The following is a 15,666-nucleotide window of genomic DNA, read 5'->3' as shown; positions in this document are numbered from 1 at the left end:
GATGCCAGATGGCTAAGGGTCAGCTGGTCCAGACGGGCTCGGAAGAGCCGCATTTGTCTGCAGGTAGGTCCCAGCGCATGCCGATCTCTCCCAGCGCAAGCGGCGGTTTCAGGCGCAGACCCGGTCCCCATCCGGAATGTTCGCGGGAAGGTGCATAATCCTGCGCCTCGGCCTGGGTGATGGAGGGGCCACCCTGCGATGGGCGCAGGCTGGCAAGCAGCTCGGCGGTGCGGGCCAGGGACAGCCGTGCCTGCGGGGTCTTACCGGTCTCGGTGGCCCGGCTGAGGGCGGAAATCACCGCCGCAGCCAGAAGATAGCCGGTGGCGTGATCCAGTGCTTGCACCGGCAGCGGGGTCGGTTTCTCTGCGCCTGCCCAGATCCGGCCTGCATCGGCGATGCCCGCACTCATCTGTACCAGACTGTCAAAGCCGCGGCGGCGCACCCAGGGGCCGGTCCAGCCATAGGCGTTGAGCGTTGCCTCAATCCGGTTTGGGCCGATCCGGTCGCGGGTTGCCTGATCATAGCCAAGACCTGCAAGGGCGCCGGGGCGGTAGCCGTGCACCAGCACATCGGCCTTGGCCAGAAGTGCCTCGAAACGGCGCCGGTCCGGGTCCTTGCGCAGGTCGAGCATGGCCATGCGCTTGCCCAGCGAAATATCCGGTATCACCCCCGGCTCATCCCAGCCGGGCGGGTCGATCCGCAGCACCTCGGCGCCAAATCCGGCCAGCGTCCGGGTGGCAATCGGCCCGGCCAGGACCCGGGTCAGATCCAGCACCTTCAGTCCGGCCAGCGGCCGTGCCTCGCTTGCTTCAGGACGCGCACGCGGAGAGACGTCGCGGGGGGCGGTCCATTGTACCAACGGTTCCGAGCCGACTGCCTGTCCCTGCGGGTGCGACAGCCACAGCTCGCGGCTGCGCATGGTGGCCGACACGCCTCCAGCAGCGACGATCTCGCGCTCCAGCAGGTCGCCGTCCCATTTGCTAACGGCCGTGCGCACCGCCTCGGGCGTGCCTTCGCAGCCGAGTACCTGAAGCGCGGCGGCGCGGTGATGGGGCAGGTTGGTGTGCAGGCGGATCCAGCCGTCGGCGCAGGGATAGTCCCCGGCAATCGGATCCCAAAGCGATGGCATCTCCCAGCCTGCGGGGCGAAAACTATAGCCGAACCACAGCGCCGCCAAACGCTGATCCACGGTGACTTCGGGCGCGCGGGGCGCAAGACCTGCCACCTTCATGTAGCGGGCCAGTTCCACGCCGACGGCAGCAACAGAGGCAGTGGCCAGCCCAGTCACCGCAAAGGCACTGGGCCTGTGCCCGCTGCCGGTGATGGCATAGCTTGCGGGATCGGGAAGGGCGGCAAGCAGGGTCATTGTTGATAGGGGTCCAGACTGTCGCGCAAGCCGTCACCAAGGAAGTTGAAGGCCAGCACTACCACCACGATGGGCAGCATGGGAATGGCGGTCCACCAGTAGATCTCGATATTGGCGAGGTTCTGCGCATCGTTCAGCATCACGCCCCAACTGACCGCAGGCGCGCGCAGGCCCAGGCCCAGAAAAGAAAGCGCGGTTTCGCCCAGGATCATCGCCGGGATCGACAGGGTTGCCGAGGCGATGAGGTGGCTCATGAAATTCGGCAGGAGATGCTTGCGGATCACCCGGCCAGATGTGGCGCCCATCATTTCGGCGGCGCGCACGTATTCCTCTTCGCGCAAGGACAGGAACTTGGCCCGCACCGAGCGCGCAAGGCCGGGCCAGTCCAATATGCCAAGGATCACCGAGATGATGAAGAAGACCGCCACCGGAGACCAGTTCGAGGGCACGGCTGCTGAGAGCGCAAGCCACAGAGGCAGCTCCGGCAGGCTGCGCAGGATCTCGATCACCCGGTTGATCACCCAGTCGATCCGGCCACCGAAATAGCCCGCAATAGAGCCGAAAAAGATGCCTAGAACGAAGGAGACCGTGATCCCGATCAGACCGACGGTCAGCGACAGCTGCGCGCCATAAAGGATGCGGCTGAAGACATCGCGGCCCAGCCGGTCCGAACCCCAGAGAAACAGCGGCACATCGGCGCCGGGCGCGCAGACCAGATGGGTGTCGGCCGGGATCAGCCCGGCGATCTGGTAGGGGCTGCCTTCGCAGAAGAATTTCAGCCGCAGCGGGTTGTCCAGATCCGGTTTGAACTCCCACTGGAAGGTTTCCAGATTGGCCTCAGAGGTCATGGGGTAGATGAAGGGGCCGAGGAACTCGCCCTCGTGGAAGAGATTGATCTCCTGCGGCGGTGCATAGAGATGCTCGCTGTGACGCTCGTTCGGGCCATAGGGCGCGACAAAGCCTACAAAGGGCAGCATCAGATAGCAGAACAGCAGGAAGGCGCCAGAGATCAGGCCCAGCCGGTGCGTCTTGAACTTGCGCCAGATCAGCACCCAGTTCGGGGCATCCAGATCCTTGCGCTCCAGTTCGCGCAGGGACTGTTCGGCATCATAGGGGGCATCGTCGACATAGCGACCGTCGGGCAGCTTGCTCATGCGTCACGCCCCTCATAGCGGATGCGCGGATCCAGAAGGACCAGCAGCACGTCCGAAATCATCGTGCCGATCAGGGTCAGAAGGGCGACGAACATCAGGATGAAGGCCGACAGGAACATGTCTTGCGATTTCAGCGCTTGCAGCAGATCCGGCCCGATGGTTTGCAGCCCCAGCACCACCGAGACCAGAACCGATCCCGACACCATCGAGGGCAGCAGGTTGCCGATGTCAGCGACAAAGGGATTGAAGGCCACCCGCAGCGGGTACTTTGCCAGCATCCGCGAAGGCGACATGCCCTTGGCAATCGCGGTTTCCACATAGGGTTTGCCCAACTCGTCCAGCATATTGGCGCGCAATCGCTGCATCATCGCCGAGGCGCCCGAGGTGCCGATGACAAAGGTTGGAACGATCAGGTGGATGAGGATCGATTTCACCTTGTCCCAGCTCATCGGCTCACCTTCGTAGATGGGATCCATCAGCCCGCCGATGGGCAGGTCGAACCAGCGATGGCCGTAGTAGAACAGGATCAGCGCCAGGAGGAAGTTCGGCGTCGCCAGACCGAGGTAACCGACAAAGGCCGAGGTGTAATCCACCCAGGTGCGCGAGCGCGCCGCCGCCAGAACTCCCAGCGGCAGGGCCACCATATAGACAAAGAGAACCGCTGCGAGATTGACGAGAACCGTCAGCCACAGGCTGTCACCGACGATTTCGGCCACCGGGCGGTCGAATTCGAAGGACCAGCCGAAATTGCCCTGAATGAGGCCTGAGAAGCCGTGCGGGCCTGGCATGAAGCCAGCCCAGATGAAATACTGCTGCCACATGGGCTTATCGAGCGCGTATTCCGTGCGCAGGAACTCTGCCTTGGCCACGCCTGCGGTCTGACCGCTGGCACGCAGCTCGGCGATCTGGTTGGACAGGTAATCGCCGGGTGGCAGGTTGATGATCACGAAGATCAGCACCGACACCACCCAAAGCGTCAGCAGCATGGTGCCGAAGCGGTATATGGCGTAGCGCAGGATTTCCATCAGCCCTGACCATCCTCGAAGAAGAACTCATCCATGCGGTGGACTCCAAAATGAGCGCCGGGGTCCCAGGCCCAGATGCCGCGTTCTGGCACGTTGCGCAGGCGGTTTGATACCACCACGGGCTGCGGCGCCTCGGCCACAAGGCCAATGCCGTAGACCTGCTCGGAATGGATTTTCAGCATTTCTTTCCAGGCGGCGATCCGTTCCGCTTCAGTGGTGGCGATCCGCCAGTCATGTGCCAGCTCCATCAGGCGCTGGGCGGGTTCCATATCGGGCGCTTCGCCGACCTCTCCGCCGGTCTGGTAATATTGCCCCCATTTCGGCCAGGCCAGAAAGACCTGATCGGTTGGCGCCAGATAGGCGGGCGAGGTATAGGGCTGCGGCAGGCCGTTGTCCCAGCCGTACCAGACCGAGGCCGCAGTGGTGCCTGAGAACACCCGGTTGCGCAGGATGTCGCGATCGAGCGGACGCATCACCAGCTTGACCCCCACGTCGCGCCAATCATCGGTGATGATCTGCAGGGCGTTTTCGACCTCCTGCCGCTCTCCGGCGGTTTCCACGATCAGCTCCATCGGACGTCCGTCGGGCAGTTGGCGGATGCCATAGCCATCCTTTTCGGTCAGCCCGGCCTCATCCAGCAGCTGATTGGCCAGATCGGGATCGAACTGCGCCCAGGCTTCGCGCAGGGCGGGATCGAAGAAGGGGCTTTTTTCCAGCACGGTCATGGCGCCGGGCTTGGCCAGTTTGAAATAGAGCGATTTGTTGATGGCGGCGCGGTTGATGGCGACCGACAGGGCGCGGCGCACACGGACATCGCGCAGCAGTTTGCGCCAGACCGGATCGTTTACGTTGAGGTTCGGATAGATCGCGATCTGCGAGGCGGTGCCGGTGCCCCAGAGGAAGGTCCTGTAGTTGCCGCCGTCGGCTTCGCCCTTGCGCAGGATCGGAATGTCACGAAAACCCAGACCACGGGCCTGAAGGTCTGCCTCTCCGGCGTTGGCTTTGGCAGCCACCAGCCCGCCCGAGACGATCTCCATCTCCACCGTGTCGATATAGGGCAGCTGCACGCCCTTGGCGTCGATCCGGTGGTAATAGGGGTTGCGCACGAACAAGTGGCGGATTTTCTTGCCCGCCGTCGCGTTCATCCACGGCTGCAGGGTGGGCAGCTCATGATTGTCGAACTTGTACATGTTGTCGTATTTGTTGTGCAGCGCCGCCCAGCTTTTGACGCGGGCGTAGTCCACTTCCTCGGCCAGTTTGGCCGGGTCGGCGTAATCGGCGTGGAACTGCTTCAGATAGGCCGAGGGCCGGTAGATGAAGGGCGGGCGCGCCTGCGCCAGATGGTGCAAAAAGCTGGGATTCGGGTTCTGCCATTCAAAGACGACGGTGGTCTCATCTGGGAATGTGACTTCGGGCAGCTCACCCTCGGCGCGCAGAAATTCCGGCGGCCCGGCCGGGCTCAGCAGCGGATTGTTGGCAATGTCCTTCCACCAGTATTCGAAATCCGCCGAGGTGAAGGGAGACCCGTCCGACCAGCGGTGCCCGGGGCGCAGGTGCAAGGTAAAGCGCTTGTTGTCCTCTTCCTCATAGCCCAGCAGGATGTCCGATTGCAGTTTGTAATCCGCGTCATAGCCGACCAGCCGCGCGTAGCCATAGACCACCATCTGGCGGATGTCTTTCGACCGGGTCACCATGGTGTTGAGCGCACCGCCCTGCACGCCAAAGGCACGGCCCTTGGCCTCCAGATTGACCACAAGCGGCGCATCCGGCAGGCGCTCTGCCGCCTTGGGCAGGTTGCCAGAGGCGACCTCTTGATCCCAGAAGGCGCTTTCCTGCGGGGTGGGCAGCGTGCCTGCCAGCGCGGCGAGCGGTGCCAGCAGTGCGGCCAGCGCGATGGCCAGCACGGGTTTCAGGGCGGTTCGTTTTGTCGCGGTTTTCGGGGCGTTAAACATGGCAACGTACCTTATGTCCGGGTTCCAGGATGACCAGAGGCGGGGCCTCGGCTCCTGTGAATCTGAAATGTTCGGGCCAGCTGTCCGGCGCGCCGGCGCCTTGCGAAACCAGATCCAGATTGATCGGGCGCCCGATATCGGGTTCCGGCTGCGCTGCGATCAGCGCCTTGGTGTAGGGGTGCTGCGGGTTGTGGAACAGCGTCTGCGGTGGAGCCTGCTCGACGATCAGCCCGCGCCGCATCACCGCGACCTCATCGGCGATCCGCGCCACCACCGCCAGATCGTGGCTGATAAAGAGATAGGACAGCCCTTGCTGTTCCTGAATGTTTTCCAAGAGCCGTAGGATCTGTTCCTGCACTGACACATCCAGAGCCGAGGTCGGCTCGTCGCAGACGATCAGCGAGGGGTCGAGCATCAGCGCACGGGCGATCGACAGGCGCTGGCGCTGGCCACCGGAAAAGGCATGCGGATAGCGTTGCAGCATCTCGGGGCCAAGGCCGACGGTCTTCAGCATCTTTGCTGCCTTGTCGCGGCGGTCGGCGGAGGTTCCGATACCGTGGATCTCCAGCGGCTCGGTCATGGTGTCCGCGATGCGCATGCGCGGGCTGAGCGAGGAATAGGGATCCTGAAACACCATCTGCGCCTCGCGCTGAAACGCGGTGCGGGCGGCGCGGTCCATCTGGTGAACCTTGACGATCTCGCCATCCGGATCGGGGCGGAACAGAACCTCGCCGCCGGGATCCGGCGGTTCGGCGCCAAGCGCGATGCGGGCGGCGGTGGTCTTGCCAGAGCCGCTTTCGCCGACGATGGCCAGCGTCTTGCCGCGTGGCAGTTTCAGATCGACGCCGCGACAGGCGTGTATAAGAGTGGGGGCAGCCCAGCCCTTTCCGGCGCGCAGGGTGTAGGTCTTGGACACCGATTTCAGCTCAAGGATCAGATCTTCCTTGGGCTCTGGCGGCACAGCCTGCGTGGCGGCGGGGATCTTGGGCGCGGCGTTGATCAGCGCCCGGGTGTAGGCATGTGCGGGTGCCGAAAGGATCGGTGCAGCAGGACCAGCTTCCATCACCCGGCCCTTGTGCATGACCACGACCTCTTCGGCCATATTGGCAACGACGCCCAGATCGTGGGTCACAAGGATCATCGCCATGCCGGTGTCGCGCTGCAATTCCTTCATCAGGCCCAAAACCTGTGCCTGCGTTGTCACGTCCAGCGCCGTGGTCGGCTCATCCGCGATCAGAAGATCGGGTTTTGCCACCATCGCCATGGCAATCATCGCCCGCTGGCGCATGCCCCCGGACAATTCAAAGGGGTACGAGTCATAGGTGCGTTGCGGCTCGGGAAAACCGACCCGTTCGAAACACTCCAGAACTTCCTTGCGGGCGGCGGCTTCGCTTTTGCCTTCGTGCAGCCATAAAACTTCGGAGACCTGGTTGCCGATCCGGTGCAACGGCGACAGGGAGCGCATCGGCTCCTGAAAGATCATCGCGATCCGGTTGCCGCGCACATCCCGCATGCGCCGTTCGCCAAGGCGGCTCAGCTCCAGCGGCGCGTCGCCGCCGTGGAGGGTGATGCGGCCAGAACGGATCTGGGCGGCACGTGGCAGAATGCGCAGCACGGCGCGGCAGGTGATCGTCTTGCCGGAACCACTTTCCCCGACCAGCGCCAAGGTGCCGCCGGGGGCAACGTCAAAACTAACATCGCGCACGACAGCTTCATCCCGGCCAAAGCCGATGCTGAGGCCCTCGACTGACAACAGCGGCGCCATTCAGTTCAACCCGTCTGAGGTCCGGTGATGTCTCTTCATAATCTTCCCGTTTCCCTGTTTTTTCCCCCACCATCGCGCGGCCTACGGGCACTAGTCAAACCCCATTCGCAGATAGCAGCTCCAGATGCGGGAAATATGACGCGCCGGTGGGGTCTTTACGCAATTGTGAAGGCGCTCAGGCCGTTTTCGCTATTCGCTACACATTTGCGTAAAAGTCTGACACATCTGCACGGGATTGGCCGCCGCGCGGCCATGGCGTGCAAGGAGACCGTAACATGATCACCCGTCTGGACCTTTTTATCGATCGCATGGTGTCCCAGCGTGCCTGTCTGGATTACGCCATTGCCGAAACCGCTGGTATGAGCGGCCCGGTCTTTGAGCTGGGGCTTGGGAACGGGCGCACCTACCACCACATGAAGCACAATATCACCGGCCGGGATATCTATGTTTTCGAACGCGCTGTTGCCTCGCATCCTGACAGCACCCCGCCCGAGGAACTGACGATCCTTGGCGATGTGCGTGAAACGCTACCGGCAGCTGTGGAACGGTTCGGTGCGACCGCCAGTCTGATCCACGCGGATCTGGGCGGTCACAACCGCGCCAAGAACGATGCCTTTGCCCGGCTGGTGTCGCCGCTCATCGAACCGCTGCTGGCGGTGGGCGGCATGATGGTGTCCTCGGACCGGATGTATTTTGACAGCTTGCGCGAAATGCCCCTGCCGCCGGACGCCGTCGAGGGGCGCTGCTTCATCTACCGCCGCGACGCCTGATCCGCGCGACGCTCCGTCATGCTGGCCTCACGTGCTGCCCTGCCCCTAGGCTGGCGGTAACAGAGGGAGGCTGCCATGATTTTCTACGATTGCTCCACCGCGCCGAACCCGCGTCGGGCGCGGATGTTTCTTGCGGAGAAGGGGCTGAGCCCTGAAACCCATGACATTTCCATCGCCAAGGGTGAGCAGCTGGACGCGGCCTTTCTGGCGGTGAACCCACGCGCGACGATCCCGGTTCTGGTCACTGATGCGGGCACTGTCCTGACCGAGAACCTTGGCATTGCCGCCTATCTGGAGGCGGCGCATCCGGAACCGCCGTTGATGGGACGCACCGCCGATGAAAAAGGCCTGGTGCTGATGTGGAATGCCATCGTGGAACAGCAGGGCGGCGCCCCCGTGGCCGAGGCGCTGCGCAACACCCACCCGGCGTTTGAAAACCGCGCCATTCCGGGCCCTGATCACTATGCCCAGATCCCTGAGCTGGCCGAACGTGGACAGGCGCGGACTGCACGGTTCTTTGATCTCTTGGAAGAGCGCCTGCAGGACAGCCCCTTCCTTGCCACTGATCATTTCACGCTGGCGGATATCTCGGCCTTCGTCTTTGTTGATTTTGCTCGCGTGATCAAGATGCGCGTGCCCGAAGCCAACACGGCCACGCTGGCCTGGCAAGAGGCCATTCGGGAGCGCCCAAGTTCGCAGTTGTAGGCCGGGAGGGCAGAGAAGGAGGTCTCGCGCAGCGATGGCACGTCCTGACAGCCCGAGTTGGGAGCCAATATCAGGATTTAATCACGCGCTACTTGCGCTCAATTCGCGCTTGAAAGGTGTCAAATTCCGTTTCGGCGACGCGATAGCTCTGCTTGGTCATTTTCGGTGCTGCAAGCGCCTCATAAAATCGTTGTGCGCCACCGTTGGTGCCGTCTGTGGCCCAGTCAAAACGTGTGCAGCCCTCGCGACGTGCCACATCAATGAGGGCGGATAACAATGCTTTTCCAACACCCTTTCGTCGAACGGTCGGAGAAACAAACAGCTCTTTCATGACCAATGATATTCCCGGGCCGGCCGGGAAGCTTAGTCCCCATGTGGCGAACCCGACGGGCTGGGTGCCATCAAAGGCCAGATGGCATGCCATGTGCCTTTCGGCGCGGAGCAGTGCAAGCACCCGCTCTTCTTGATCATGGGTGGCCGGGGCAATCTGGTAATACGCGAGGCAGGCCCGGTGAAGAGTGCGGAATGCCTCTGCATCTTCTGCCCTGAACGCTCGGACTGTCACGCTCATTGGTTTTTCTCCAAGGCAATCGGGCGGGTATTCTCGTTTCCCTTGCGGTGGCAGATGGCATGACCGCGGAAGTTCTCGCAGCATCGCACTGTGCAGGCATTGCTCATTTCATGTCACCTTCGAAACCGTCTCAGCGTGAAGGCTCGCATACATAATGTGGGGGCTCAATGACCGTTCATTTGCAGGCGGTGCGGGCCCGCGCGATGGACGGACACGATTTCGAGAGCCCAGGTGCCCTGGCCTTAAACTGAGACAAATGTCGCAACACCGTCAAATGCGGTGGACAAGGCGCGGTGGGCGCCGCAGGATGTTTGGTGCCCTGATTGGCGCACGTCACGAGGTGTTCTGTCCATGCCCCCCAAACCGATCCTGCACCGGGATGATCCCACCGCCGAACCCCTGACCGGCAACGTCAAGGTTACCCGGGCCGACTGGCTGAATGTGGCGATGGATGTGCTGATCAGCCACGGGGTTGAGCAGGTCAAGGTGCTGGCCCTGGCCGAGCGCATGGGCGTGTCGCGTTCCTCCTTCTACTGGTATTTCAAATCGCGGCAGGATCTGCTGGATGCGCTGTTGCAGACGTGGGAGCAGACCAACACCGCCGCGATGGTTGCCCAGACCGAAGCCCCTGCCGCCGCGATCACGGGTGCGGTGCTGAACGTCTTTCACTGCATTGCCAACCCGGATCTGTTCAATACCGCGCTTGATTTCGCGGTGCGGGACTGGGCGCGGCGCTCGGGCAAGGTGCGCAGCCTGCTAGACCGTTCCGATGCACGGCGGGTGAAAGCGCTCAGCGACATGTTCTCCCGCTATGGCTATCCGGAGCTGGAGGCAAAGACCCGGGCCAAGGTTCTTTACTACATGCAGCTTGGCTATGACATGGCGGAGCCGAACGAGAGCCATAAGGAACGGTTGCAGATGACGCCCCATTACCTGCGGGTCTTCACCGGCAAAGAACCCCTGCCGGAGGAGCTGGAAGAATTCGCCATCTACACGGAAAGATACTGGGACGTCTGAGTCGACCGGGTCTGGCGACCATCGCCTAGGCGGGACTGGGCACAGGCGGCTGACAAATCTCCCAAAACCGGAAAAGAGAGGTCAGCAGCGTCTTCAGCTCGGCTGCACCTTGGGGCTTGATGAAATATCCGCTGACATTGTGCTTATAAGCCTCGGCAATGTCCGCGTGATTGTCTGATGTGGTGAACATGAAGACGATCTGATCTGCCGTGTCCGGGTTGGCGCGCAGGGCGCTCAGAAAATCATGGCCGTTCATGCGCGGCATGTTGATATCCAGCAGGATAAGGAACGGGCTTTCGATTGATATCCCTGGGGCTGTGCCCGCCAGGATATCCAGTGCTTCGACGCCGTCACGCGCCCGCACGACGGTTGCCGGAAGATCAAGCCGTTTCAAAGTACGTTCCAGGATCATCGCATCCAGGTCGCTGTCTTCGACCAGAAGGATGTTCATTTCAGTTGGCATACAGGCAGGCCCTTTCCGAACCGTCTGGTGTGCGTGTCCCGGCACTGCTTGGCCGGTTTCCCAAGGCGCGTTGCGTCCTTATCGGAACGAAGTCACCCATCGTTCGAAAATTATGCATTTCTGTGGCTACTTTTACAATTGCCAATCCGGCACTGGCCGCAATCGGTCGCACTGTGCAGCCCGAAGGGAGAGGCGTTTTCAATCCGGGACAGTGGAAAGCTGTGCTGGATAAGCAAGAGTTTTGGATCAAAAAAGGGCGCGCTGCGCAGAGGCAGGCGCGCCCTTGATCGGGAGAGACGGCACTCAGAGCTGGCCGAGCTGTTGGTCGACCTCCTTGCGCACCTTGGCGGCGGCCTCCATGCGGACCGGGCCATAGCCCCTGATCTCCATCGGTGCTGCCAGGATGTCGGCGCAGGTGTCGTGCCGGTCCGCGCCATAGGCACGTGCGACCTTGGTCAGCGCCGCCTCGTACCAGTCCAGAAGGTCGCGGTGCAGGCGGGCCTCGGCGTGATAGCCAAAGGGGTTGAACGCGCTGCCACGCAGGCCCTTGGCCTTGGCCATGACAGACAGGGCCGGGCGCAGCCAGGCGCCAAAGGCGCTTTTCTTCGGGCGGCCCCGGCTGTCCTTGCCGCGTGCCAGCAGCGGCGGCGCGAGGTGGTATTTGACTGAATAGTCGCCGTCGAATTCCGACGCGATCTGCTCCTTGAAACTGTCTGCGGTCAGCAGGCGGGCGACTTCGAATTCATCCTTATAGGCCATCAGCTTGAACAGCGACTTTGCCGCGCGCGTCACCAGATCGTCCTGCACGTCCGCAGGCAGGGAACTGCGCAGCCGGTCCAGCATGTTGCGGTAGCGCTCTGCATAGGCAGCGTCCTGATACTCAGTCAGGAAGGCGGCGCGGCGGTCGATCATCTGCTGCAACGTTTCCCCTTCCTCCGGGGTTTCGTCGTAGAACTGGCTGACAAGCGCGGGATCCACCGCCATGGCGCGACCGATAGCAAAGGCGAGGTGGTTCTTGTCGATGGCCACGCCGTTGAGTTCGATTGCTTGGCTGAGGGCCGCACCGCTGACCGGCACCAGCCCCTTTTGCCAGGCAAAGCCCAGCATCATCACATTGGCCAGAACCGCATCGCCCAAGAGCGCCTCGGCCGCCTCGTTGGCATTGAAGCCCGATAGGTTCTGGGCGCCAACCACCGCCTCGATCTCCTTTTCGCGCAGACCGGTCATCAGGTCGGCATCGCGGCGCAGCACCAGATCGCCGGTGGGCATTTCGGCGCGGTTCAGCACCACCTTGGTGCCCGCGCGATAATGGGCCGAGGCCTTGGGGGCGGAGGACACCACCACATCGCAGCCAATCACCGCATCGGCGGCAGCCTGATCAATACGCACCTGGTTCAGCGTTTCGGGCGCGTTCGACAGGCGGATATAGCTGAGAACGGTGCCGAATTTCTGCGCAAAGCCGGTGAAGTCCAGCACGCTCGATCCCTTGCCCTCAAGGTGCGCGGCCATGGTGATCAGCGCGCCGACGGTCACAACGCCAGTGCCGCCCACCCCGGTGACGAGCAGATCGAACGGCTCGGCGAGGGAGGGAAGGTCCGGGGCGGGGAGGCGGGCCACCAGCTGGTCTGCATCCAGACCGGCGGGCTGCTTCTTGCGCCGCTCGCCACCCTCAACGGTGACAAAGCTGGGGCAAAAGCCGTTGAGGCAGGAGAAGTCCTTGTTGCAGGAGGAGAGGTTGATCTTGCGCTTGCGCCCAAAGGGCGTCTCTTTCGGCTCAACGCTCAGGCAGTTGGATTCCACCGAGCAATCGCCGCAGCCTTCGCAGACCAGATCGTTGATGAAGGCAAATTTCTTCGGGTCTTCCATCTTGCCGCGCTTGCGGCGGCGGCGTTTCTCGGTGCCGCAGGTCTGTTCATAGATCAGCACGGTGACACCGGGGATCTCGCGCAACTCGCGCTGAACGATGTCCATTTCGTCGCGGTCGTGGAAGGAGGTTCCGGCGGGGAAATCGGCGCGGTTGAACTTGGCGATATCGTCCGAGACCAGCGCGATGCGGTCCACCCCTTCGGCGCGGCAGGTCTGGGCGATGCCTGATACGCTGACCGGCCCGTCCACCGGCTGACCGCCGGTCATGGCGACCGCGTCGTTATAAAGGATCTTGTAGGTGATGTTGGTCTTGGCAGCGACCGCTTGCCGGATCGCCAGGCTGCCCGAGTGATACCAGGTGCCTTCGCCCAAGTTCTGGAACACATGCTTGCCGCCGTTGAACTGCGAGGCAACGGCCCAGGGCACACCTTCGCCGCCCATCTGGGCATAGCCTGCGGTGTCGCGGTCCATCCAGCTGGCCATGACGTGGCAGCCGATGCCGGAAAACGCCTTGGACCCTTCGGGCAGCTTGGTCGAGGTGTTGTGCGGGCAGCCCGAGCAGAAATAGGGCGTGCGGGTGGCGCCGGGCACGTTGATCAGCTTGGGTGGCTCAGCGGTCAGCGCTGCGGCCTTGGCGGGCAGGTTTTCTTCGGGGAAGAAGGCATCAAGCCGCGCGGCCACGATGGGGGCCAGTTGCAGCGGGCTCAGCTCCCCTGTCCATGGGATCAGCGGCTCACCCTTGCTGTCGTATTTGCCGACCATTTTCTTGGGCTTGTCGCCGGGCCAGTCGTAGAAATATTCCTTGAACTGGCTTTCGATGATGCCGCGTTTTTCCTCGACGACCAGCACCTCTTCCTTGCCGTTCACAAAGCGCAGCGCCTCGGGGCGGGCCAGCGGCCAGACCATGCCGACCTTGTAGATGTCGATACCCAGTCGGCGGCAGGCGGTCTCGTCCAGCCCCAGAAGGCGCAGCGCCTCCATCAGGTCGAGATGCCCCTTGCCGGTGGTGACAAAGCCGAACTTGGCGTCCTTGATGTCATAGATGCGCCGGTCGATCGGGTTGGCTTCGGCAAAGGCGCGCACCGCCTTGATCTTGGCCTGGATCCGGGTCTCGATCTCGGGCGAGGGCAGATCGGCGCGGCGGATGTGCAGCCCGCCGGGGTAGGGGGGCAGTTCGGGCAGGATGAAGTCGCGATCCGGCTGCAATTCCACCGACCGCGCGCTTTCCACGGTTTCCGACACCGCCTTGAAGCCGACCCAGGTGCCCGAATAGCGTGAAAGGGCAAAGCCGTATTCGCCAAATGTCAGGAATTCGGAGACATCCGCCGGGTTCAGAACAGGCATGAACCAGGCCATGAAGGCGACGTCCGACTGGTGCGGCATGGAGGAACTGACGCAGCCATGGTCATCGCCCGCAACCACCAGCACGCCGCCCTTTTCGGACGATCCATAGGCGTTGCCATGCTTCAGTGCATCGCCAGAACGGTCGACGCCCGGCCCCTTGCCGTACCACATGGAAAAGACGCCCTCGACCTCGCAATGGGAATCCAGAACCGCCTGCTGCGCGCCCAGAACGGCGGTGGCGCCCAGATCCTCGTTCACGGCGGGCATGAATTTGACCTTGGCCTCTTCCATCCGCTTGCGTGAGCGCCAGAATTCCAGATCGACGGCGCCAAGGGGCGAGCCGCGATAGCCCGACACGAACCCGGCGGTGTTCATCCCGGCGTTCTGATCGCGGCGGGACTGGTCCAGCATGATCCGCGCCAACGCCTGCGTGCCGGTGAGGAACACGCGGCCCTTGGTCATCTCGTAACGGTCATCGAGCTGGTAGCTGCGGAAGTCGTGGCTCAGCTTGGTCATCGGGGAGTCCTCGCGCGGGTAGTCTGTGATCGCGAAAGGATAATCCATTTGAGGCGAAAAATTTTGCCGCATCTACTGGCGTTTTGGCAATTTGTGGATAAATTAACCGGTGTTGATCGCTATTATGAACTGGATAACCGTTGCAATGAAGTTGGACGACCGCGACCGCCGTATATTGACCCTGTTGCAGGAGGATTCGCGTATTTCCAATGCGGATCTGGCCGAGATGGTAGGCATGTCTCCTTCTGCCCTGTGGCGGCGGGTGCGCGCGCTGGAAGAGGCCGGTGTGATCGAACGCTATGGCGCGGTGGTGAATGCGGTGGCCATGGGGCTTGGCTTTCACGCCATGGTGCATGTGCAGCTGACGCGGCATGATCCGGAAAAGCTGAAGGAGTTCATCCGCGCGGTTGAGAACAATTCGCTGGTGCAGGAGTGTTTTGCGACCACCGGCCAGTCGGATTATCACCTGCGGGTTCTGGCGCCGGATCTGGAGGCCTATAACCGGTTTCTGGAAGAGTTCCTGTTCCGCCTGCCTGCGGTGGCCAGCGCCCAGACCAACGTGGTGCTGCGCACGATCAAGCGGGACAGGCCGGTTGTCCCTTAGGCGGGTTGTGCCCTAGGTCGCGTATTTCAGCCAGGCGGCGGCCATGGCGATATAGGTCAGCTGGTGCAGCGCCTGATCGGTACCGGCAGCGCGCCAGAAAGCCGCCTGTTGTGGCGTCAGTTGCTTGCTGTCGGAATAGCGCGCCTTGCAGTAGTCGATGTTGAAATGCACGATCCATTCCAGCACGCAGGTGATCAGGATGAACAGGACGGGCGCGCCCATCAGCACGAAGACCAGAATGGAACCCAGCGTGTGAACTCCGGCATGCTGCGCACGACCGCTGTGCAGGTATTCGCCGCGGCCCGACAGCATCTTTGGTGTCTGCAGAAAGAAATCTGCGAACATATGTTTGACCTGCATCAGGCAGAGCAGCAGCAATAATGTTCCGGTATGCTCCGGCAAAACAGTCCCCTGTCATCTATACTGTCCGGGAACCTTACGTTTTTTTGCCGCCATGGCAAATGCTGCGTGCCCTTGTGCCGCGACGACAGGCCAAAACGGGCTTTGGTGCAGTTGCCATTGCCTGTCACAGGTAAACCGCGCTAGGC

13 protein-coding genes are annotated in these 15,666 nt (G+C 62.4%); 4 read left to right on the top strand and 9 right to left on the bottom strand.

From position 1 onward, the window contains the following. Positions 1–19: 19 nt before the first annotated feature. The 5 genes from AC5SSZ_RS20145 to AC5SSZ_RS20125 are packed head-to-tail and all read right to left on the bottom strand — an operon-like array spanning position 20 to position 7,262. Positions 20–1,366 (bottom strand): CoA transferase, encoded by a 1,347-nt coding sequence (locus AC5SSZ_RS20145; RefSeq protein ID WP_495439713.1) that lies wholly within the window; start codon positions 1,364–1,366, stop codon positions 20–22. Continuing rightward, the gene (locus AC5SSZ_RS20140; protein WP_495439712.1) at positions 1,363–2,520 is read right to left on the bottom strand and encodes an ABC transporter permease; all 1,158 of its coding nucleotides are present in this window, start codon (positions 2,518–2,520) and stop codon (positions 1,363–1,365) included. The genes AC5SSZ_RS20145 and AC5SSZ_RS20140 overlap by 4 nt, the downstream gene beginning before the upstream one ends. Then, positions 2,517–3,545 (bottom strand): ABC transporter permease, encoded by a 1,029-nt coding sequence (locus tag AC5SSZ_RS20135; protein ID WP_274831563.1) that lies wholly within the window; start codon positions 3,543–3,545, stop codon positions 2,517–2,519. Before AC5SSZ_RS20135 ends, AC5SSZ_RS20140 begins: the two co-directional genes overlap by 4 nt. Then, positions 3,545–5,497 carry an ABC transporter substrate-binding protein gene (locus tag AC5SSZ_RS20130; RefSeq protein ID WP_274829516.1) on the bottom strand — a complete coding sequence of 651 codons (1,953 nt, stop codon included), beginning with the start codon at positions 5,495–5,497 and terminating at the stop codon, positions 3,545–3,547. Before AC5SSZ_RS20130 ends, AC5SSZ_RS20135 begins: the two co-directional genes overlap by 1 nt. Further along, positions 5,490–7,262, bottom strand: coding sequence for an ABC transporter ATP-binding protein (locus tag AC5SSZ_RS20125; protein ID WP_274829517.1), 1,773 nt, complete (start codon positions 7,260–7,262; stop codon positions 5,490–5,492). The genes AC5SSZ_RS20130 and AC5SSZ_RS20125 overlap by 8 nt, the downstream gene beginning before the upstream one ends. Positions 7,263–7,537: 275 nt before the next feature. Between AC5SSZ_RS20125 and AC5SSZ_RS20120 the strand changes: the two genes are divergently transcribed. Both AC5SSZ_RS20120 and AC5SSZ_RS20115 read left to right on the top strand, forming a co-directional pair. Further along, on the top strand, positions 7,538–8,032 hold the full coding sequence (locus tag AC5SSZ_RS20120; protein WP_274829518.1) for a class I SAM-dependent methyltransferase: 495 nt from the start codon (positions 7,538–7,540) through the stop codon (positions 8,030–8,032). 75 nt (positions 8,033–8,107) lie between these two features. After that, a complete protein-coding gene (locus AC5SSZ_RS20115) occupies positions 8,108–8,737 on the top strand; it encodes a glutathione S-transferase family protein (RefSeq protein ID WP_274829519.1) in 630 nt (209 codons plus the stop codon). A gap of 88 nt (positions 8,738–8,825) precedes the next feature. Here AC5SSZ_RS20115 and AC5SSZ_RS20110 read toward each other — a convergent pair whose 3' ends face one another. Next, positions 8,826–9,308, bottom strand: coding sequence for a GNAT family N-acetyltransferase (locus tag AC5SSZ_RS20110; protein WP_495439710.1), 483 nt, complete (start codon positions 9,306–9,308; stop codon positions 8,826–8,828). A gap of 351 nt (positions 9,309–9,659) precedes the next feature. Here AC5SSZ_RS20110 and AC5SSZ_RS20105 point away from each other — a divergent pair, with 351 nt between their 5' ends. After that, positions 9,660–10,325, top strand: coding sequence for a TetR/AcrR family transcriptional regulator (locus AC5SSZ_RS20105; RefSeq protein WP_274837981.1), 666 nt, complete (start codon positions 9,660–9,662; stop codon positions 10,323–10,325). Between the two features lie 25 nt (positions 10,326–10,350). Here the strand turns inward: AC5SSZ_RS20105 and AC5SSZ_RS20100 are convergent, their stop codons facing one another. Together AC5SSZ_RS20100 and AC5SSZ_RS20095 are read right to left on the bottom strand one after the other, a co-directional pair. Beyond that, positions 10,351–10,788, bottom strand: a complete 438-nt coding sequence (locus AC5SSZ_RS20100) for a response regulator (RefSeq protein WP_065272300.1) — start codon at positions 10,786–10,788, stop codon at positions 10,351–10,353. Between the two features lie 303 nt (positions 10,789–11,091). Then, positions 11,092–14,514 (bottom strand): indolepyruvate ferredoxin oxidoreductase family protein, encoded by a 3,423-nt coding sequence (locus AC5SSZ_RS20095; RefSeq protein ID WP_495439708.1) that lies wholly within the window; start codon positions 14,512–14,514, stop codon positions 11,092–11,094. Positions 14,515–14,659: 145 nt separating this feature from the next. Between AC5SSZ_RS20095 and AC5SSZ_RS20090 the strand changes: the two genes are divergently transcribed. Beyond that, positions 14,660–15,118 carry an Lrp/AsnC family transcriptional regulator gene (locus AC5SSZ_RS20090; RefSeq protein ID WP_495439706.1) on the top strand — a complete coding sequence of 153 codons (459 nt, stop codon included), beginning with the start codon at positions 14,660–14,662 and terminating at the stop codon, positions 15,116–15,118. Between the two features lie 12 nt (positions 15,119–15,130). Here the strand turns inward: AC5SSZ_RS20090 and AC5SSZ_RS20085 are convergent, their stop codons facing one another. After that, positions 15,131–15,478 carry a DUF3307 domain-containing protein gene (locus AC5SSZ_RS20085; protein WP_274829523.1) on the bottom strand — a complete coding sequence of 116 codons (348 nt, stop codon included), beginning with the start codon at positions 15,476–15,478 and terminating at the stop codon, positions 15,131–15,133. Between the last annotated feature and the right edge of the window lie 188 nt (positions 15,479–15,666).

The organism is Phaeobacter sp. CC-HEC084, from assembly GCF_059429255.1.
Note: the sequence above shows the minus strand (reverse complement) of the source record. Positions and strands in the feature narration are given on the sequence as shown.